This is a genomic window from Ollibium composti (genome assembly GCF_004801285.1).
GTDB lineage: Bacteria > Pseudomonadota > Alphaproteobacteria > Rhizobiales > Rhizobiaceae > Mesorhizobium > Mesorhizobium composti.
Window position 1 is genome coordinate 26094 of record NZ_SSNY01000017.1, and the last position, 17585, is coordinate 43678.

The window sequence follows — 17585 nt, forward strand, 5'->3', positions numbered from 1 at the left end:
GCCCGCCGTTGAAATCAACCGAAGCGTTTGCCTACCAGAGGTCGTAGCGCAGGCCGACCTTGAATTCGTGGGTGTCGAAACCGCCGTCACGGCCCTGAATGCCGGTGGCGCCGGCCGCGGCGCTTCCGGCGTCCCAGCCGAACATATTGCCGCCCTGGATATGCTTGTACTTGTAGCCGACGTCGAGCTTGAGATTTTTGCTGATATCGTAGGCGACGCCGGCCATCAGCGCGTAGGTGAAGCGCCAGTCCTTCTCGCCGCCGTTCTGCGAGCTTGCAACGGAAGCCGCGGTCGTACAGTCGGCGCCGACGCAGTAGAGATTGCTGTCGAGCCCCTTCCAGTGGACCAGCGAATAGCCGAGGCCGCCGCCGACATAGGGGGTGAAGCCGGAATAGGTGCCGAGATCGACATAGCCGTTGGCCATGATGCCGATGGTGGTGAATTTCGACGAATCTTCCGAGCGGCAGGTGGTCGTTGCCGGCTGGGCTCCAGTACACGGTCCGTCGCTCACGGTGGTTCCGTTGAATTTGGCGTCGAAGCCCTCCACCGTCGCGTCGGCGCGCAGCCAGTCGGTGAAGTGGTAGCCGATGCCGCCGCCGAAGGCGACGTCGGTCTTCATGCTGCGGGTCGCGAAATTGTTGTCGGAGTAGCTGCCGGGCGGGCCTGGATCGAAGGTGCGGTAATCGATGTTACCGGCGCGGCTATTGAAGACGTAGCCGACGTCGCCGCGCAGATACCATCCCGAACCGACCTCGACGGGCACGTATTCCGGCGCCTCGTCGACATAGATCGGCGGATCGTAGTCGGCCGCCAGCGCGCCGGACAGCGGCAGCGCCGATGCCGCTGCGGCAAGCGCAAGAACAATGCGCAGTTTGGTTGTCATTCACCCACTCCCGAAGTCGCCGGCGTCCGTGACACGCCGCCGGTTGCCCGTATCGAGAGCATTGTTAACCATACAGGTTAAGTGCGGGTTAAGGATAACGAAGGGTTACAAATGGGCTGTTGTGGTGCGTCCTTCGAGGCTCGCTTCGCTCGCACCTCAGGATGAGGACTGTTTTTTGCTGTAGCTACGAGAGCGAAGCCAAGCAAACCACTTCCCTCATCCTGAGGTGTGAGCGAAGCGAGCCTCGAAGGACGCGCTGTCAACGCTCGGTGAGCTTCAGCTCGATCCGGCGGTTCTTCGAGCGCGCCTCGTCGGTGTCGGCGGGATCGAGCGGCTGGAACTCGCCGAAGCCGGCGGCAACCAGGCGCTCCGGCGGCACGCCGTTGGCGATCAGGAACTTCACCACAGAGGTGGCGCGTGCGGTGGAAAGCTCCCAGTTGTCCTTGTAGCGGCCGGTGCCGGAAAGCGGGATGTTGTCGGTGTGGCCGTCGACGCGCAGTACCCAGTTGATCTCCGGCGGGATTTCCTTCTGCAGTTCGATAATGGCGCCGGCGAGCTTCTTCATCTCGACCTGGCCGGCATCGTTGATCTGGTCGGAGCCGGTGGGAAAGAGCACCTCCGACTGGAAGACGAAGCGGTCGCCGACGATGCGGATGTTCTCGCGGTCGGACAGGATCTCGCGCAGCCGTCCGAAGAAGTCGGAGCGGTAGCGGTTCAGTTCCTGCACGCGCTGGGCGAGCGCGACGTTGAGGCGGCGGCCGAGGTCGGCGATCTTGGTGTTGGACTCCTTGTCCTTCTCTTCCGAGACCTGCAACGCGTCCTCAAGGGCGGCGATCTGCTTTCGCAATGCGGCGATCTGCTGGTTGAGGATCTCGACCTGGCTGAGCGCGCGCTGGCTGATCTGCTTTTCGGTGTCGAGTTCGCCCGACAGCGCGTCGGCGCGCGCATTGGCGGCCTCGCCGGCGCCGGCGCCTTTCGCCAGAAGCTGTTCCAGGCGGCTCTTTTCGGCTTCGGCGGCGCTCAGCGACGCCTGCAGGTTGGCCAGCGAATCCTGCGCGTCCTGGGTGTTGCTCTTCTCCAGCGCCAGCAGTTGCGTCAGTTCGTTGATCTGCGAGTTCAGGCGGTTCAGCACTTCGTCCTTGCCGGAAATCTCGCGGCTCAGCAGGAACTGCGCCAGCACGAAGACCGAGAGCAGGAACATGAAGGTGAGCAGCAGCGTCGACAGCGCGTCGACGAAGCCCGGCCAGTAGTCGATGCGGCGGTCGGCGCGGCGCGCGCGGGCGAGGGCCAAGTCAGTGGACCCCTTGCTTCTTCAAGGCGTCGGCGATCTTTTCGAGCGTCGTGCGCATGGCCTTCTGCTCGTCCGACTGCGCCTCCACCCAGTCGCGCATGATCTGCTGCTCGGAGCGCATGTTCTTGACCAGGCCGGAAATGCCGTCGGCGAGATTGGCCATGGCGCTGGCGACGCGCGGGTTTGAGGAGCCGTTCTCCTGCATGGAGCGCAGGCGCTCCGACAAAAGCCGGATCTCGTCGGCAGACTCGGCCCGCATCGCCTCCGGCACGGCGATGTCGGAGGACAGGTCCGTCACCGAGGACAGCCAGTTCTCCAGCTCGGTGTAGAAGCGTGTCTGGGCGCGGCCGGCCTGGAGGTCGAGGAAGCCCAGCACCAGCGAGCCGGCAAGGCCGAACAGCGAGGACGAAAAGGCCGTGCCCATGCCCGACAGGGGGGCAGCCAAGCCCTGCTTGAGGGCATCGAGGACGGCGGCGGCGTCGCCCGAGCCGGGATCGAGCGCCTGGATGGTGTCGCTGATCGAGCCGATCGTCTTCAACAGACCCCAGAAAGTGCCGAGCAGGCCGAGGAAGACGAGCAGGCCGACGAGATAGCGCGAGGTGTCGCGGCTCTCGTCGAGGCGCGTCGCGATGGAATCCAGCATCGTGCGCATCGAGGAGGCGGAAAAGGCGACGGCCGAGGAACGGCCGATCATCGCCTTCATCGGCGCCAGAAGCACCGGCTCGGTCGTCTCGGAGCCGGCGCGGAAGGAATTGACCCAGCGCACTTCGCGGAACAGCCGCCCGACCTGCACGAAGGCAAGCAGGATGCCGACTGCCAGCACACCGAGGATCAACCCGTTGAGGCCCGGATTGGTGACGAAGGCCGTCGAGATCTGGCGGGTGAGGATGACGCCGATAAAGGCGACGATGGCGAGGAAGATGACCATCGTCAGCACGAACACCTGCGGGCTGGACAGCCTGTGGGGGTCGTAGCTGAGGACGTCGGAACGCCCACCTATGCCGAACGATCTGAGAAGGGCCATGCGTCTTCCGTTCCGATTCCGCAGCGAGTTCGGCGGCAACTCTACTCGGAATTCCGGCGAAATTGAAAGCCGTTCGGGCCGTATGCGGCGATCGTTCTATTCGATGCCATCATATCGCCCCTATAGGTCGATTGCATGAACAACTGATTCCCGGCGGAAGCGTGGCAGAGAGAACCAATGACGAGATCGTACATTTATACAGATGGACAAAGTAAGCAAGAGACGCGACGCGCATTTTGATGCCCTTCGTGGGGCTGGTATATTATTAGTCGTCTTCGGACATCTCATCGAGAAGCCGTCGTCAGGATCGCCGATCCTGCAAGCGGCCTATATTGGAATCTACAGCTTCCACATGCCGCTTTTCGTTTTTCTGGCCGGAGCGTTCGCCCGCGAGACGCTGGGCCGGCGCGACTACCGCAAGATCGTGTGGACGCTGGTGTTGCCGCTCGTGCTGTTCCAGCCCCTTTATATCGGCATGGGACGGTTGACGGGCTGGTACGAATACTCTGCGCTCACGCCCTACTGGCTGTTGTGGTTCATCGCCAGCATGATCTGCTGGCGCCTGCTGTTGCCGCTGTTCGCCTCGCCGGCCGGACTGGTCGCGGCCTTCGCCCTGTCGGTCGCGGCGGGCTACGACGACGGCATCGGCTATTCGCTCAGCGTCTCGCGGACGCTGTATTTCCTGCCCTTCTTCGTGCTCGGCCATCTCTTTGGCGCGGACCTCGTCGCGCTGGCGCGCCGGCATGGCGGCGTCTTCGCGCTCGTGTTCGCCCTTGCCATGGCATTGGTGATGGTGTGGTGGACGCAGGGGCTCGAACCGTCGGCGCTGACCGGCAGCCACGACTACGCCAATGGCGGCGCCCAGTCCGCCCATCCGGCGCTGGCCCGCATGGGCATACTGGCGCTCAGCGCCGCCGCCGTGCTCGGCTTCTCGGCCATCGTGCCGGGCAGGGCGATGCTGCTGCGCTGGTTCGGCGAGCGTTCGCTATCGATCTACCTGCTGCACGGCCTCGTGGTGATGGCCTTCGTCGCCGCCGGCGGCCCGGCGCTTATCCCGCAGCCGCTTCTGTTGCCGGCGCTCGGCCTTCTCGCCGTATTGATCGGGCTCGGCACGGCGGTGGCGGACGGTCCGATGCGGCGCCTGTTCAGCCCGTCGTGGCAGGCCGGCGAGCGCGTTACAGCCGGCTGAAGACCAGTGCGTCGAACATCGCCACCAGGTGCAAGGTGGCGCCGGTGACGACGAAGCCGTGCCACAGCGCGTTGTGGAAGCGCAGGCCTTTCCAGACGAAGAAGACGACGCCGCAGGAATAGACGATGCCGCCGGCGACGATGAGCGCCAGCGCGGCGGGCGGCAGCGTTTCGACCAAGGGACCCGCCAGAACCAGCCCGCTCCAGCCGATGGCGAGATAGAAGACGATGGCCAGCCGGTCGAAGCGGCCGGGCAGAAACACCTTGATGGCGATGCCGGCGGCCGCAGCCGCCCAAACCAGGGCGATCATCCAGCCGGCCAGCGGCGAATTGCCGATCTGGGCGAGGAAGGGCGTGTAGGTCGCGGCGATCAACAGGTAGATGGCCGAATGGTCGAAGCGCCTGAGCACCCATTTGGCCGGCGAGTCGAGCGGCCACAGATTGTAGGCGAGGGAGACGGACAGCACCGTCAGGAGCGACACGACGTAGAAGACGGCGGCGATGTATTCGCCGGGTCCCGCATGGGAGGCGGCAAGCACGAGCATGGCGGAGCCGGCGGCGATCGCCAGGACGATACCCACCGCATGGACGATGCCGTCGGCGATCATCTCGGCGCGCGAATAGTGCCAGCGTCCCATGAAGGGAATATGCGGTGCTTTGTGTGTCTCTTTTGCGGTCATGTCGAGCCTGCCCGTCCCTCATGTGGTGGACAAGCATCGACCATGCCAGTTGTGCATTGCAAAATTGCGACGGCGCCTGCGGCGGGTTGCCGCCGGCGCCCGTGCGGGCCCTAAGCCTTCAGCGGCTTGGTGACCGTCTTCAACAGCGCGCGGTGGATCGCCTCGTTGCCGGCGACAAGGGCGCCCTTCTCCAGCATCGTCTGGCCGCCGTTCAGGTCGGAGACGAAGCCGCCCGCCTCGCGGATCAGGAGCAGACCGGCGGCGATGTCCCATGCCGACAGGCCGTCCTCCCAGAAGCCGTCCATGCGGCCGGCGGCGACATAGGCGAGGTCGAGCGCGGCGGAGCCGAGGCGGCGGATGCCGGACACCTCGGCCATGACGTTGCGCAGCTCGATGAGGAAATTGCCGTGGCGGCCGCGGCCGAGATGCGGCACGCCGCAGCCGATCACTGCGTCGGAAAGCTTCGTGCGCGCGGCGACGCGCAGGCGGCGGTCGTTGAGGAAGGCACCGCCGCCACGCTCGGCGGTGTAGAGCTCGTCCATGGCCGGGTTGTAGACGACGCCGGCGACGACCTGGCCCTGCCGCTCCAGCGCGATGGAGACCGAGAAGATCGGGATGCCATGCAGGAAATTGGTGGTGCCGTCGAGCGGGTCGACGATCCAGCGGTGCTGGTCGTCGTCGCCGGTGACGGCGCCGCGCTCCTCCATCAGGAAGCCGTAGCCCGGCCGCGCGCGCGACAGTTCGGCGAAGATGATGTCCTCGGCCTTGCGGTCGGCCTGGCTGACATAGTCGCCGGGGCCTTTCATCGACACCTGGAGGTTCTGCACCTCGCCGAAATCGCGCGACAGCGAGCGGCCGGCCTTCATCGCCGCCTGGACCATGACGTTGAGGAGGGCTGAACGGGCCATGGGAAGGGTCTTTCGTTGGGTAAGGCTAGGGGAATAGGGGAGTAGGGGAACAAGGCAATAGGGGAGCAAGGCGGTACGGCGGTTTTGTTCCCTACTCCCTTACTCCCCTATTCCCCTATTGCCTTCATCTCAATCCGCCCTGCGCAGATACGTGATCTCGTTGGTATCAACCAGGATGCGTTCGCCCGCCTCGATGAAGGGCGGCACCAGGACGCGGATGCCGTTTTCCAGGATGGCCGGCTTGTAGGAGGACGCGGCGGTCTGTCCCTTCACCACGGGATCGGCCTCGGTGATCGACAGCACGACCTGGTCGGGCAGGGAAACGCCGATCGGCGTCTCGCCGTAGAGGCGCACGGTCACCATCATGCCGTCCTGCAGGAAGGCGGCGCGCTCGCCGACGAAATCCTTCTGCAGTTCGAGCTGTTCGTAGCTTTCGGTGTCCATGAAGACCAGCGCTTCGCCCTGCTCGTAGAGGAAGGAGAAGTCCTTGTATTCGAGGTCCACCTGCTCGACCGTCTCGGCGGAGCGGAAGCGCTCGTTGAGCTTGGTGCCGTTGATGAGGTTCTTCAGTTCGACCTGGTTGTAGGCGCCGCCCTTGCCGGGCTTCACCGTGTTGGTCTTGACCGCCACCCACAGGCCGCCGTCGTGCTCGACGACGGTGCCGGGACGGATTTCATTGCCGCTGATCTTGGCCATGGATGCCTGCTGCAAAAGGTTGAGAAAAAGGAGATTGCGCCGGAAACGGCGATTTCGGCGCCTCCAAGACCACAAATCGCCCGCACTGGCAAGAGAGCGGTGGAATGCAGCGGCCCGACGCCTCAGCGCAGCCGGTTGGCCTTTTGCAGCGCCAGCCGGGTTTCCTCCTCGGTCAGGCCGCCAAGGAAATCCTCCATCTGGTCGTCGATCAGCCCGGCGCGGCGGGCGACGATGTACCAGGCGGCGGCGAGGTTCGAATCCGGCTCGACGCCGATGCCGGCCATGTAGAGCTTGGCCAGCCGGTTCTGCGCGGCGACGTTGCCGCCGTCGGCCGCCCGCTTCATCCACTGGAAGCCGGCCTTGAGGTCGCGCTTGCCGCCGCGCCCATCGATCAGCCATTGCGCGAGGTCGATCTGGGCAGTGTCGTAGTTCTGGCGCGCGGCCTGGACCAGCAGCGTGCGGGCCTTGACGTCGTCCTCTTTCTTGCCGCCGACGCCGTTGGCATAGAATTGCGCCATCGCGTATTGCGCGTCGGGTAGACCCGCCTCGGCGGCGCGCTCGTAATAGGGGGCTGCGCGGGCGAGGCCGGCATCGCCGCTGTCTTCCTCGACCAGCAGCTGGGCGAAGTTGAACTGCGCCAGCGTGTTGCCGGCCTCGGCGGCGGCCTGCATCAGCGCGTGCGCCTCCTTGCGGTCCTTCTTCACGTAGGTGCCGTCGATCAGCATCAGCGCGTACTGGAACTGCGCTTCGGGAACGCCGCGCTCGGCGGCGCGCTGATACCATTTCGCCGCCTCGGCGGCGTTCAGCGGCACGCCCAGCCCGCGCGAAAGGATCTCGGCGACCAGCGTCTGGGCGGCCGGGTCGCCGTTCTTCGCCCGCACCAGGGCAAGGTTGTAGGCGGTCTTGTAGAGGCCGCGCTGGAAGGCGCCGTAGGCGGCGTCCGGCTGGCGGGCGCCGAAGCGCGACGGATCGACGGTGTCGGCCGGCGGCTCGTCGGTCGTCGCCGGCTGCGGCAGCGGATTGGCGATCGGCTTGATGATGGTGATGCGCGGTTCGCCGAAGCGGGACGCGTCCGGCTGCTCACCAGGGGATGGCGGCGCGGTTGTGGGCGGCGCGACGTCGGGTATGAAGGGTTCGGGCGCAGCAGCGGCCGGCATTGTCTGGGTCGGCGCCTGAACGGCTGGAGGCACCGGTTCTTTTGCCGGTTCGGTCGCCCCCGCCTGGGCGGCTGCAAGCAGGAGAGGAACGGCGAGGACCAGCCGCATCGTCAATCCTCGAAGCGTGGCGCCTGCGCGTCGAGCAGCGCGTTGGCACGCGCCACCGCCTCGCGCGGATCGATGCCGTCGCCGTAGACGGCGGCGGAAAGGGCGACGAACTCGGCACCGGTTTCGGCGACGGCGGCGGCCGAGGCGAGGTCCGAACCTGCCATGACGATGCAGGGGATCTCGATCATTTCGGCCCACCAGCGGCCGAGGTTGAGGTTGCGCGGATGCGGCTCGGCCTGGGTGTCGTAGCCGAAGCGGCCGAAGAAGATGTAGTCGGGCCGCTCCTCGCCGAGCTCCAGCGCCTCGTCGCGCGTCTTGGCGCCGCCGGTGCCGACCGCCATCTTGTCCTGGAAACGCTCGACAGCCTCGGCGAGATCGGCCTTGCCGGATTCGATGTGGATGCCGTCGGCCCGCACGCGCCCGGCGATGCGGGTGTCGCCCTCGACGATGACTGCGGCACCGGCCGCCTGCGCCGCCGGCATGACCTTTTCGGCCAGCGTTTGGAAAGCGGCATCGTCCAGCCCGTTGCGCGGCAGGATCAGCGAGGCCACGTCGCCGCCGGCGAAGGCGGTGGCGAGGCGTTCGGCGCCGACGCCCGGCGGGGCGATCAGCACGATGCGGCAGCGGTTGGGAGGCGTTGTCTCGGTCATGTGGCGGCTCGATATGGCTTCCGCCTATGCGAGGCGAAGATGGTTGCATTGCGGCATAGAGCAAAGTGCCGCGCTTGAACAGGCGGGCTCAGAGCGTGAGCTTGTAGCCGATATGACTCGCTTCGAAGCCGAGCCGGTCGTAGAAGCGATGCGCGTCGGCGCGGCTTTTATCGGTGGTCAGTTGCACCGTGCGGCAACCTCTGGCACGGCACTCGGCGATGGCCCATTCGAACAGGCGCTGGCCAAGACCCTCGCTACGGTGGCCGGCGGCGACCCGCACCGCCTCGATCTGGCCGCGCAGCGCACCCTTGCGCGACAAGCCCGCAATGAAGGTGAGTTGCAGCGTGCCGACGACGGCGCCGTCCAGGGTCATCACAGCGAGGAACTGGTTGGGGTCTGCGTCGATGGCGCTGAAGGCATCCTGATAGGCCGGCGCGCCGGGCGTCGAGAGGTCTTCGCGGGTCGCGCCCAGCGGATCGTCGGCCAGCATGGCGACGATGGCCGGTATGTCGGCCCGCATGGCCCGGCGAAAGGCGATGTCTGCCATGCTGATGCTCCTTCGATGAACCGTTGCGTGCTGCATAGAGGTGCAATGCAGGCGCGGCAACGGGCAGCCGCATATTGCTATCGCGGCACGGGCGGAATCCGGTTATGAGGGCGACCGACTTCTCACGCCGGAAGCCTTCTACTTCTTTACTTGCACGACGACGGGCATCGTCGCCGTCAGGCTTTTGCGGGACGGCATCGCCGGGCTTTTCTAGGGCATGCCATCCTGAGTATAGGATGATGACAACAGCCGGCTTCAGCTGGAAGCGACACGTTTCTCAGGAGAACGGGATGGCCAGTCCCTACGATATCGATCTCGACAAGAACGCGGCGAACTATCAGCCGCTGACGCCGATCACCTATCTGGAACGGGCGGCGAAGGTGTTCCCCGCGCACATCGCCATCATCCACGGCAGCCAGCGCATCGACTACCGCACCTTCTGGCGACGCTCTCTGAAGCTCGCCTCGGCGCTGGCGAAGACGGGCATCGGCAAGGGCGATACGGTCACGGTGATGCTCTCCAACACGCCGCCGATGCTGGAGGCGCATTTCGGCGTGCCGATGGTCAAGGCAGTGCTGCACTGCCTCAACACCCGTCTCGACGCGGCCGTCATCGCCTTCCAGCTCGACCATGCCGAGACGAAGGTGCTGATCGTCGACCGCGAATTTTCCGGCGTGGTCAGGGAGGCGCTGGCCTCGGCCAAGGCGAAGCCGCTGGTGATCGATTACGACGATCCCGATTATGCCGAGGACGCGCCCTATGCGAAGGGCGAACGCATCGGCAGCCTCGACTATGAGGATTTCGTCGCTTCCGGCGACGAGGATTTTTCCTGGTCGATGCCGGACGACGAGTGGGACGCGATCTCGCTCAACTATACCTCCGGCACGACCGGCAACCCCAAGGGTGTCGTCTATCATCATCGCGGCGCCGCGCTGATGGCCTACACCAACACGATCCATGCCGGGATGCAGAAACACTGCGTCTACTTGTGGACGCTGCCGATGTTCCACTGCAACGGCTGGTGCTTCCCGTGGACGCTTGCCGTGCAGGCGGGAACGCATGTGTGCCTGCGCTGGGTGCGGGCGAAGCCGATGTACGACGCGATCGCCGACCATGGCGTGACGCATCTGTGCGGCGCGCCGGTCGTCATGTCGCTGCTCATCAATGCGCGCGAGGAGGACCGGCGCGCGTTTCCGCAGACCGTCACCTTCAACACCGCCGCCGCCCCGCCGCCGGAAGCGGTGCTGTCGGGCATGGCCGACGCCGGCTTCGCCGTCACCCATCTCTACGGGCTGACCGAGACCTACGGGCCGGCCGTCGTCAACGAATGGCACGGCGAATGGGACGGTCTCGACAAGGCGGCTCGTACGCAGAAGAAGGCGCGCCAGGGCGTGCGCTATGCCGCGCTCGAAGGGCTCACCGTCATGGACCCCGAGACGATGCGGGAGACGCCGCGCGACGGCGAGACCATCGGCGAGGTGATGTTCCGAGGCAACATCGTCATGAAGGGTTATCTCAAGAACCGCAAGGCGAGCGACGAGGCTTTCGCCGGCGGCTGGTTCCATTCCGGCGACCTCGGCGTCATGCACCCGGACGGCTATCTCCAGATCAAGGACCGCTCCAAGGACATCATCATCTCCGGCGGCGAGAACATCTCATCCATCGAGGTGGAGGACGTGCTCTACAAGCATCCGGCGGTGGCGGCCTGCGGCGTCGTGGCAAGGCAGGACGACAAATGGGGCGAAGTGCCCGTCGCCTATGTCGAACTGAAGCCGGGCAAGCCTGCAACCGAAGCCGAGATTCTCGACCATTGCCGCTCGCTGCTTGCCCGCTTCAAGGTGCCGAAGGCGGTGATCTTCGCCGAAATCCCCAAGACCTCGACCGGCAAGATCCAGAAGTTCCTGCTGCGCGACATGGTTCGCGACGAGGGCAAGGGCAAATAGCGGAACACGGCCGGCGGCGAACCGCCGGCCTTTCTCAGGCGGCTGGTGCCGGGGTCAAACTGCGCGTTCCGGCTGTCGCCGCGAGCGCGGTGCCGGCCGCCAGCACCGCCGCCATCCCCAGAAGAATGCCCAGGTCCTTCGCGGTCGGCTTCAGTACCATATCGGCGACGATGACCAGCATGACGCTGTAATCGATGCGGGCGAAGCGCAGCATGCGCTGGCCGAGGGCGAGCGCCCGCGGCGTCATGCCTTCCTGCGCGATCAGGGCCGCCATCTTCGCGGCCGTCGGGGCGAAGACGGTCATGCCGATGGTGAAGGTGGTGAAGTAGCCGCCGAGGCCGATGAGGACCCACAGGTCGGAGAAGCCGACCCAGAACCAGCACAGGACGAGACCGAAGGCGAGGGTGAGCAGCGACATCGGCGCAAACAGCCGATTGCCGAGTTCGCCGGTGGCGCGCATCGCCAACAGCATCGCCTCGACATTGCTGGCGCGCTCGGCCCGGAGCGCCAGCAGCGCCAGCGCGAAGCCGCCGCCGACCCACACCACGGCCGCGACGACGTGCAGGAATTTTACCAGGGAATACCAGTCCATTTCGTTCATCCTTGTTGTTGTGGCGGATGATCGGTGGCGGCCGATACCGTCGAGGGCCGGGCGTCTAGCACCGGCCGTGTATCCGAACGATGCCGGCCGGCTCGACCGGACGTTTCCGCAACGCGGAGGCAAAAAGGCGGAGGACGTGGCGGATGCCGTTACGTCAGCATCAGATTGTGCTAATGTAACGGGGTCGGAAGCGCAGGGGGAAGCGGCACGGCATTCCTCGGAAACACGGCCGGCTTACAGGCTGCAAGGCCGCATCCATTGCGGCGCGGACGACAGGCTCATTGCCCATCGGACAGACAACGGAGAACGAACATGCAAGGGGTGGCAAGGAACTTCTTCACGCTGGCGATCATCTACGCCTTGTGCGGCATGGCGCTCGGCATCCACATGGCGATCAGCCAAGACCATGGCCAGATGCCAACGCATGCGCACATCATGGTGGCGGGCTGGCTCATGTCCACGGTTTTCGCCTTCTTCTACCACCTGTTTCCCGCAGCGGCCGGCAGGACACTGGCGATGGTTCATTTCTGGCTGACGGCGGTCAGCGGCGTCGCGCTCGTGGTCGGCCTCTATCTGCTTTTGGCTGGCAACGAGGCGATGGAGGCCGTCACCGGCATCGGATCGATGGGGTTTTATGCGGCGATGTTCCTGTTCGCTTTCATCGCGCTGCCGACGGTCTACAGTCGCGCCTGAGAGCGAGGTGAACTGTGCCGGATCGGCACGGCATGGCCCGGCTTGGTAAAAAAATCTTCAAGCCGTTAAGGCTTCATTTACCTTCACAGGTGCTTACTGGGGCCATCCAGTGATCTGGATTCTTACCGAGTGGTTGGAGCCACTTTGTTTGACGCCTCCCTGTTAAACTCCTGAGAGCCGCCTCATCCGCGGCTCTTTTTTTATGCCGCTGCCCGCCGCCGTTCCGTCGCTGCCTCGAGGCGCGTTAACCCTCTGTTAAACATACGCTTGCCTTCGCGGCGTGTGCGGCGCATTTTCGAGGTGCGGTCGTATAAAGTGCAGGTCGCGGCGGGCGGTCGAATCAGCTCGCCCGATACAGGTTCAGGTGGCTTGAACATGAGTGAAGTTTCGAAGGACGGTGCCAAGACGGTCAAGCTGGCGGAGCGCCGGGTCTTCTCGCAGTCCTTCAAGCCACTCTACAACGAAGGCATGGGGCTGGTTGAGCAGGCGGCCGAGTATCTCGACGGCCAGGGTCGCGCCGAGGCCAAGAGGCTTTCACGGCTGGGGGCGACTCTTTACGCCGCCGAATCCATGCGGCTGACCACCCGGCTGATGCAGATCGCCTCCTGGCTCCTGTTGCAGCGCGCCGCCAATTCGGGCGAGATGACGCGCGACCAGGTTGCTTCGGAAAAGTCGAAGGTGAGGCTGGACACCGCCTCGGCGCATGAGGATGTGGCCGGCTGGACCGAATTGCCGGCCGATTTCGTCGATCTCGTCACGCGCTCGCTACGTTTGCAGGCGCTGGTCCGGCGCATGGATGAGGAGGTCTACGGGGCAGGGGCCAGGGCCGTGCTGCCGTCGATCGCGGGCCGCAGCAACCCCGTTTCCGACCAGATCACGCTGCTCAACACCGCCTTCGCGCGCGGCTGACCGCCTGCCGCCCGTTCAGGGCCTCCGTTTCCGATTTGTTCACATTCCGCTGGCATGACCCCGCCGGAGAGGTAGAGTCGGCGGCATGAACGAAGCGATTCGCATCATTGGCATCGATCCGGGCCTGCGGCGCACCGGTTGGGGCGTCGTCGAGAGTGCCGGCAACGCGTTGCGTTTCGTCGCGGCCGGCACGGTGCGGTCCGACGACAAGGCGGCGCTGGCCGCGCGGCTGTGCCAGCTGCACGACGGGCTGGCCGAGGTGCTCGAGCGGACGGCGCCGCAGGAGGCTGCGGTCGAGCAGACCTTCGTCAACAAGGACGCCACCGCCACGCTGAAGCTCGGCCAGGCGCGCGGCATCGCCATGCTGGTGCCGGCGCGCGCCGGGCTCGTCGTTGCCGAATATGCACCGAACGCGGTCAAGAAGGCCGTCATCGGCGTCGGCCACGGCGACAAGCAGCAGATCCAGTTGATGGTGAAGGTGCTTTTGCCGAAAGCCTCCTTCGACAGCGCCGATTCCGCCGACGCGTTGGCCATCGCCATCTGCCACGCACATCACCGGCAGAGTACGGCTTACCGAATCGCGCTGGCGGGGTAGGGCGCGACTTGTTCTTGACTTGTTCTCATGGCCGCGATAAGTAATACCGTGGAGGTATTACTATGCGCGTCACCGAGAAGGGCCAGGTCACGATCCCGAAGAACGTTCGTCGGAAACTCGGCATCGTGGCGGGCAGCGAGATTGAGTTCGACCTGCGCGAGGACGGCGCTCTGCTGCGCCACGCGGTGGCGCCGCGGCCCGGCCGCGAGGTGGCCGATTTCATGGATCATATCCGCCGCCACAAGGGAACGATGGATCTCGGCGGCATGACCGGCGATGAATTCTTCAGGCTGCTCAGGGACTGATGCCGACGCTGGTCGATACCAATATCCTGATCGATCTGTTCGATACGGGTAGCCCGTGGGAGGACTGGTCGAGCCGAACCATCGAACGGCTGCGGTCGGAAGGACCGATCGTGATCAACCAGATCATCTATGCGGAGATGGCGGCGGGGTTTCCGATCGAGGCCGACCTGGAATCGGCCCTGTCGCCGTCGCGTTTTACCCGCGAATACCTGCCCTGGGAGGCCGCCTTTGCCGCTGGCCACGCCTTCGTCGCCTACCGCCGCGACGGCGGCCCGAAGCGCTCGCCGCTGCCGGATTTTTATATCGGCGCCCATGCCGCGATCCGCGGCTACCGATTGCTGACGCGGGATACGGGCCGCTACCGCGCTTATTTTCCGCTGTTGCGCATCGTTTCCCCCGATACCCATCCGTGAGGCCTGAGGCATGATCGGCAAGCTCAAGGGAACGGTGGAAGAGATCGAGGAGGATCACTGCGTCGTCGACGTGCATGGCGTCGGCTATGTCGCCTATTGCTCGACGCGCACGCTTGCCGCGCTTGCCGGCGCGGGCGAAGCCGTCGTCCTGTTCATCGAAACCTATGTGCGCGAGGACATGATCCGGCTCTACGGCTTCCAGACCGCGCTCGAGCGGGAATGGTTCCGGCTGTTGATGAACAACGTGCAGGGCGTCGGCGCCAAGGTGGCGCTGGCCGTGCTGTCGACGCTGGCGCCCGCCGACCTCGCCAATGCGATCGCGCTGCGCGACATCGCCATGGTGTCCAGAGCGCCCGGCGTCGGCAAGAAGGTGGCCGAGCGCATCGTCACCGAACTGAAGAACAAGGCACCGGCCTTCGCGGGTGCAGCCGCCGGCACCATCGGCCTCAAGCAGGAACTCGGCGAGGGCGTCGCGCCGGCGCCGGTGGCGGACGCCGTCTCGGCGCTCACCAATCTCGGCTATTCGCGCGACACCGCCGCCAACGCCATCGCCGCCGCCTTGAAGACGGCGGGCGAAGGGGCGGATTCGGCCAGGCTGATCCGCTTCGGCCTGAAGGAACTGGCGCGGTAGGATCGGATTTGCCATGCATAGCGCGACTTACTAAGTTAAGAAGGTAAGAAAGGACGCAAAGGTAAGGCGATGGGTATTCTCGCGACGATGTCCTCGAAAGGGCAGTTGACCATCCCGAAGGAAATCCGGGATCAGTTGAACCTGTCCGAAGGAACCCGATTTTTCGTGTCGGTGCGCGACGGAGAGGTGGTGGCGCGCCCGAAAAACAGAAGCGTGGCCGATCTGGCCGGAATCCTTGGCAAGCCGTCGATCGGTGTCGGTGCGACCCTCGAAGATTTCGATGAGGCAATCGGTCAGGCCGTGGCTGAAGACGACGAGCGTATCGTGCGTGAATGGAACGAACTCCACGGCAAAAAGCGATGAAGGCCGTCGATACGAATATCCTGCTTCGCTACGTGCTTCGGGATGACGAGGATCAGTTTGCCAGAGCGGCGGCGTTTTTCGGAACCCGCACGGCGCAGGACCCGGCCTTTGTGAGTCTCGTCGTGCTGGCCGAATTCGCCTGGGCTTTGCGGCAGCGCTATCGCTTTCATCGAACGGCCATTCGTTCCCTTGTCGAAACGCTTATGGAAGCGGCCGAGATTGTCCTTGAAGATGAAACGATATTGGCTACCGTCGTGGCGGAAGCGGAACGCGGCGACCTTGCGGATCATTTGATTGCGTATTCCGCGCGGCGTGCAGGCTGCTCGGCGACCGTGACCTTCGACGCGGAAGCCGCCCGTCGCGTCCCGTCCTTGGAACTGCTGTCTTGACGCTCGCCCCCCGCCTCATCTCGTCGGAAAAGCGCGGCGAGGATGCCGACCAGAGCCTGCGGCCGCAGGCGCTCGACGAGTTCGTCGGCCAGGCGCAGGCGCGTGCCAACCTGAAAGTGTTCATCGAGGCGGCGAAGGCGCGCGGCGAGGCGCTCGACCATGTGCTGTTCGTCGGCCCGCCGGGGCTCGGCAAGACGACGCTGGCGCAGATCATGGCGCGCGAGATGGGCGTGAATTTCCGCTCCACCTCCGGCCCCGTCATCGCCAAGGCCGGTGACCTCGCCGCACTTCTCACCAATCTCGAAGACCGCGACGTGCTGTTCATCGACGAGATCCATCGGCTCAATCCGGCGGTGGAGGAAATTCTCTATCCGGCGATGGAGGATTTCCAGCTCGACCTCATCATCGGCGAGGGGCCGGCGGCGCGCTCGGTCAAGATCGACCTCGCCCGCTTCACGCTGGTGGCGGCGACGACCCGCGCCGGCCTCATCACCAATCCGCTGCGCGACCGCTTCGGCATCCCGGTCCGGCTGAACTTCTACACCGTCGAGGAACTCGACCTGATCGTGCGGCGCGGCGCCCGCATCCTGTCGATGCCGCTTGGTGACGACGGCGCGCTGGAGATCGCGCGGCGGGCGCGCGGCACGCCGCGCATCGCCGGCCGGCTGCTCAGGCGCGTGCGCGATTTTGCCTCTGTCGCCGGCGCCGATGTCGTCTCGCGCAAGGTCGCCGACGAGGCGCTTTCCCGGCTGGAGGTCGATGCGCTGGGGCTCGATGCACTCGATCGCCGCTATCTTTCGATGATTGCCGGCAATTTTGGCGGCGGGCCGGTCGGCATCGAGACGATCGCTGCCGGCCTGTCGGAGCCGCGCGACGCCATCGAGGACATCATCGAACCCTACCTGATCCAGCAGGGCTTCATCCAGCGCACGCCGCGCGGCCGCGTGCTGACGGCAAACGCCTGGCGTCATCTCGGACTGGAGGCGCCGAAGGACCTCGCCCAACAGCAGATCAGCCTGTTCCAGGAAGAATCGTGAGCACCGTTCCCGAACCGACCGAGGAAGAGCTGACCGGCGGGCTGAACGGCGCGCTGACCTCTACCGGCCACCGGCTGATGGCGCGGGTCTACTATGCCGACACCGATTTCTCCGGCGTCGTCTACCATGCCCGCTATCTCGAATTCCTCGAGCGCGGCCGGTCCGATTTCCTCAGGCTGGCGGGTGTCCATCACACGGAACTCCTTGCCGGCAAGCACGGCGAGAGCATCGCCTGGGTGGTGCGGCGCATGGAGATCGACTTCGTCCAGCCGGCGCGCATCGACGACATCGTCACCGTCGATACCCGCACCGAAAGGATTTCCGGCGCGCGAATCTTCATGGCGCAGGAACTGAGCCGTGCCGGCGAGGTGCTTGTGCGGGCGAAGGTCGAGGCGGCCATCGTCGGCGAAGGCGGGCGTCCGAAACGCTTCCCGAAGGAATGGATCAAGGCGTTCATGCCGCCGGCCTCCGCTCCCCACCCTTGAGGGCGATGCGCCCTATACGATTGCGCGGACCGCTTCTCGCCATAACTCATCCTTAACCATAACGGTTCATGAAGGGATCGGTGAAAATG

22 protein-coding genes are annotated in these 17585 nt (G+C 65.2%); 12 read left to right on the plus strand and 10 right to left on the minus strand.

Features of this window, described 5'->3' with window-relative positions:
* Positions 1-31 precede the first annotated feature (31 nt).
* The 3 genes from E6C48_RS21165 to E6C48_RS21175 form a co-directional block, all read right to left on the minus strand.
* A complete protein-coding gene (locus E6C48_RS21165; protein WP_136360183.1) occupies positions 32-883 on the minus strand; it encodes an outer membrane protein in 852 nt (283 codons plus the stop codon).
* Positions 884-1142: 259 nt separating this feature from the next.
* On the minus strand, positions 1143-2174 hold the full coding sequence (locus E6C48_RS21170) for a peptidoglycan -binding protein (protein WP_136360184.1): 1032 nt from the start codon (positions 2172-2174) through the stop codon (positions 1143-1145).
* Position 2175: 1 nt separating this feature from the next.
* Positions 2176-3198 carry a MotA/TolQ/ExbB proton channel family protein gene (locus E6C48_RS21175; RefSeq protein ID WP_136360185.1) on the minus strand — a complete coding sequence of 341 codons (1023 nt, stop codon included), beginning with the start codon at positions 3196-3198 and terminating at the stop codon, positions 2176-2178.
* 202 nt (positions 3199-3400) lie between these two features.
* Here E6C48_RS21175 and E6C48_RS21180 point away from each other — a divergent pair, with 202 nt between their 5' ends.
* A complete protein-coding gene (locus E6C48_RS21180) occupies positions 3401-4387 on the plus strand; it encodes an acyltransferase family protein (protein ID WP_136360186.1) in 987 nt (328 codons plus the stop codon).
* On the opposite strand, the gene trhA is transcribed toward E6C48_RS21180, so the two are convergent.
* From trhA to E6C48_RS21210, 6 genes are all read right to left on the minus strand, one after another.
* Complete coding sequence (gene trhA, locus E6C48_RS21185) at positions 4374-5066, minus strand: PAQR family membrane homeostasis protein TrhA (protein WP_136360187.1); 693 nt, start codon at positions 5064-5066, stop codon at positions 4374-4376. The genes E6C48_RS21180 and trhA overlap by 14 nt on opposite strands.
* Positions 5067-5176: 110 nt before the next feature.
* Positions 5177-5974, minus strand: a complete 798-nt coding sequence (locus E6C48_RS21190; protein ID WP_136360188.1) for an inositol monophosphatase family protein — start codon at positions 5972-5974, stop codon at positions 5177-5179.
* A 129-nt stretch (positions 5975-6103) separates the two neighbouring features.
* Positions 6104-6670 carry an elongation factor P gene (gene efp / locus E6C48_RS21195; RefSeq protein WP_136360189.1) on the minus strand — a complete coding sequence of 189 codons (567 nt, stop codon included), beginning with the start codon at positions 6668-6670 and terminating at the stop codon, positions 6104-6106.
* A 122-nt stretch (positions 6671-6792) separates the two neighbouring features.
* Positions 6793-7827, minus strand: coding sequence for an SEL1-like repeat protein (locus E6C48_RS21200; RefSeq protein WP_136360215.1), 1035 nt, complete (start codon positions 7825-7827; stop codon positions 6793-6795).
* Positions 7828-7937: 110 nt separating this feature from the next.
* Positions 7938-8585, minus strand: coding sequence for a thiamine phosphate synthase (locus E6C48_RS21205; protein WP_136360190.1), 648 nt, complete (start codon positions 8583-8585; stop codon positions 7938-7940).
* Positions 8586-8673: 88 nt separating this feature from the next.
* Positions 8674-9132 carry a GNAT family N-acetyltransferase gene (locus E6C48_RS21210; protein ID WP_136360191.1) on the minus strand — a complete coding sequence of 153 codons (459 nt, stop codon included), beginning with the start codon at positions 9130-9132 and terminating at the stop codon, positions 8674-8676.
* Between the two features lie 290 nt (positions 9133-9422).
* Here E6C48_RS21210 and E6C48_RS21215 point away from each other — a divergent pair, with 290 nt between their 5' ends.
* On the plus strand, positions 9423-11075 hold the full coding sequence (locus tag E6C48_RS21215) for an acyl-CoA synthetase (protein ID WP_136360192.1): 1653 nt from the start codon (positions 9423-9425) through the stop codon (positions 11073-11075).
* 34 nt (positions 11076-11109) lie between these two features.
* Here E6C48_RS21215 and E6C48_RS21220 read toward each other — a convergent pair whose 3' ends face one another.
* The gene (locus E6C48_RS21220; protein ID WP_136360193.1) at positions 11110-11667 is read right to left on the minus strand and encodes a DUF2269 family protein; all 558 of its coding nucleotides are present in this window, start codon (positions 11665-11667) and stop codon (positions 11110-11112) included.
* Between the two features lie 321 nt (positions 11668-11988).
* Between E6C48_RS21220 and E6C48_RS21225 the strand changes: the two genes are divergently transcribed.
* The 10 genes from E6C48_RS21225 to ybgC all read left to right on the plus strand — a co-directional run bounded on the left by E6C48_RS21225 (position 11989) and on the right by ybgC (position 17496).
* Entirely contained in the window at positions 11989-12369 is a 381-nt protein-coding gene (locus tag E6C48_RS21225; protein ID WP_136360194.1) for a hypothetical protein, read from the plus strand.
* Between the two features lie 375 nt (positions 12370-12744).
* Positions 12745-13278: a protease adaptor protein RcdA gene (gene rcdA / locus E6C48_RS21230; protein ID WP_136360195.1), complete on the plus strand. Its 534-nt coding sequence runs from the start codon at positions 12745-12747 to the stop codon at positions 13276-13278.
* Between the two features lie 85 nt (positions 13279-13363).
* Positions 13364-13873 carry a crossover junction endodeoxyribonuclease RuvC gene (gene ruvC, locus E6C48_RS21235; protein ID WP_136360196.1) on the plus strand — a complete coding sequence of 170 codons (510 nt, stop codon included), beginning with the start codon at positions 13364-13366 and terminating at the stop codon, positions 13871-13873.
* Positions 13874-13935: 62 nt separating this feature from the next.
* Positions 13936-14178 (plus strand): AbrB/MazE/SpoVT family DNA-binding domain-containing protein, encoded by a 243-nt coding sequence (locus E6C48_RS21240; RefSeq protein ID WP_136360197.1) that lies wholly within the window; start codon positions 13936-13938, stop codon positions 14176-14178.
* Positions 14178-14591: a type II toxin-antitoxin system VapC family toxin gene (locus tag E6C48_RS21245; RefSeq protein ID WP_136360198.1), complete on the plus strand. Its 414-nt coding sequence runs from the start codon at positions 14178-14180 to the stop codon at positions 14589-14591. Before E6C48_RS21240 ends, E6C48_RS21245 begins: the two co-directional genes overlap by 1 nt.
* Positions 14592-14601: 10 nt before the next feature.
* A complete protein-coding gene (gene ruvA, locus E6C48_RS21250; RefSeq protein ID WP_136360199.1) occupies positions 14602-15222 on the plus strand; it encodes a Holliday junction branch migration protein RuvA in 621 nt (206 codons plus the stop codon).
* A gap of 69 nt (positions 15223-15291) precedes the next feature.
* The gene (locus E6C48_RS21255; RefSeq protein WP_136360200.1) at positions 15292-15585 is read left to right on the plus strand and encodes an AbrB/MazE/SpoVT family DNA-binding domain-containing protein; all 294 of its coding nucleotides are present in this window, start codon (positions 15292-15294) and stop codon (positions 15583-15585) included.
* Positions 15582-15974: a PIN domain-containing protein gene (locus E6C48_RS21260; RefSeq protein ID WP_168734614.1), complete on the plus strand. Its 393-nt coding sequence runs from the start codon at positions 15582-15584 to the stop codon at positions 15972-15974. The genes E6C48_RS21255 and E6C48_RS21260 overlap by 4 nt, the downstream gene beginning before the upstream one ends.
* Positions 15971-17011: a Holliday junction branch migration DNA helicase RuvB gene (gene ruvB, locus E6C48_RS21265; RefSeq protein ID WP_136360202.1), complete on the plus strand. Its 1041-nt coding sequence runs from the start codon at positions 15971-15973 to the stop codon at positions 17009-17011. The genes E6C48_RS21260 and ruvB overlap by 4 nt, the downstream gene beginning before the upstream one ends.
* Positions 17008-17496, plus strand: coding sequence for a tol-pal system-associated acyl-CoA thioesterase (gene ybgC, locus E6C48_RS21270; protein WP_281405232.1), 489 nt, complete (start codon positions 17008-17010; stop codon positions 17494-17496). Before ruvB ends, ybgC begins: the two co-directional genes overlap by 4 nt.
* Positions 17497-17585 lie beyond the last annotated feature (89 nt).

Excerpts from the sequence above, each read along its gene's own strand:
- E6C48_RS21205 (WP_136360190.1), bottom strand. The coding sequence starts at position 8,585 with ATGACCGAGACAACGCCTCCCAACCGCTGCCGCATCGTGCTGATCGCC.
- E6C48_RS21180 (WP_136360186.1), top strand. The coding sequence starts at position 3,401 with ATGGACAAAGTAAGCAAGAGACGCGACGCGCATTTTGATGCCCTTCGT.
- E6C48_RS21200 (WP_136360215.1), bottom strand. The coding sequence starts at position 7,827 with ATGCCGGCCGCTGCTGCGCCCGAACCCTTCATACCCGACGTCGCGCCG.
- E6C48_RS21210 (WP_136360191.1), bottom strand. The coding sequence starts at position 9,132 with ATGGCAGACATCGCCTTTCGCCGGGCCATGCGGGCCGACATACCGGCC.
- ruvA (WP_136360199.1), top strand. The coding sequence starts at position 14,602 with ATGATCGGCAAGCTCAAGGGAACGGTGGAAGAGATCGAGGAGGATCAC.
- E6C48_RS21215 (WP_136360192.1), top strand. The coding sequence starts at position 9,423 with ATGGCCAGTCCCTACGATATCGATCTCGACAAGAACGCGGCGAACTAT.
- E6C48_RS21245 (WP_136360198.1), top strand. The coding sequence starts at position 14,178 with ATGCCGACGCTGGTCGATACCAATATCCTGATCGATCTGTTCGATACG.
- E6C48_RS21255 (WP_136360200.1), top strand. The coding sequence starts at position 15,292 with ATGGGTATTCTCGCGACGATGTCCTCGAAAGGGCAGTTGACCATCCCG.
- E6C48_RS21220 (WP_136360193.1), bottom strand. The coding sequence starts at position 11,667 with ATGGACTGGTATTCCCTGGTAAAATTCCTGCACGTCGTCGCGGCCGTG.
- E6C48_RS21175 (WP_136360185.1), bottom strand. The coding sequence starts at position 3,198 with ATGGCCCTTCTCAGATCGTTCGGCATAGGTGGGCGTTCCGACGTCCTC.
- efp (WP_136360189.1), bottom strand. The coding sequence starts at position 6,670 with ATGGCCAAGATCAGCGGCAATGAAATCCGTCCCGGCACCGTCGTCGAG.
- E6C48_RS21190 (WP_136360188.1), bottom strand. The coding sequence starts at position 5,974 with ATGGCCCGTTCAGCCCTCCTCAACGTCATGGTCCAGGCGGCGATGAAG.
- E6C48_RS21240 (WP_136360197.1), top strand. The coding sequence starts at position 13,936 with ATGCGCGTCACCGAGAAGGGCCAGGTCACGATCCCGAAGAACGTTCGT.
- ruvC (WP_136360196.1), top strand. The coding sequence starts at position 13,364 with ATGAACGAAGCGATTCGCATCATTGGCATCGATCCGGGCCTGCGGCGC.
- trhA (WP_136360187.1), bottom strand. The coding sequence starts at position 5,066 with ATGACCGCAAAAGAGACACACAAAGCACCGCATATTCCCTTCATGGGA.
- E6C48_RS21165 (WP_136360183.1), bottom strand. The coding sequence starts at position 883 with ATGACAACCAAACTGCGCATTGTTCTTGCGCTTGCCGCAGCGGCATCG.
- rcdA (WP_136360195.1), top strand. The coding sequence starts at position 12,745 with ATGAGTGAAGTTTCGAAGGACGGTGCCAAGACGGTCAAGCTGGCGGAG.
- E6C48_RS21225 (WP_136360194.1), top strand. The coding sequence starts at position 11,989 with ATGCAAGGGGTGGCAAGGAACTTCTTCACGCTGGCGATCATCTACGCC.
- E6C48_RS21260 (WP_168734614.1), top strand. The coding sequence starts at position 15,582 with ATGAAGGCCGTCGATACGAATATCCTGCTTCGCTACGTGCTTCGGGAT.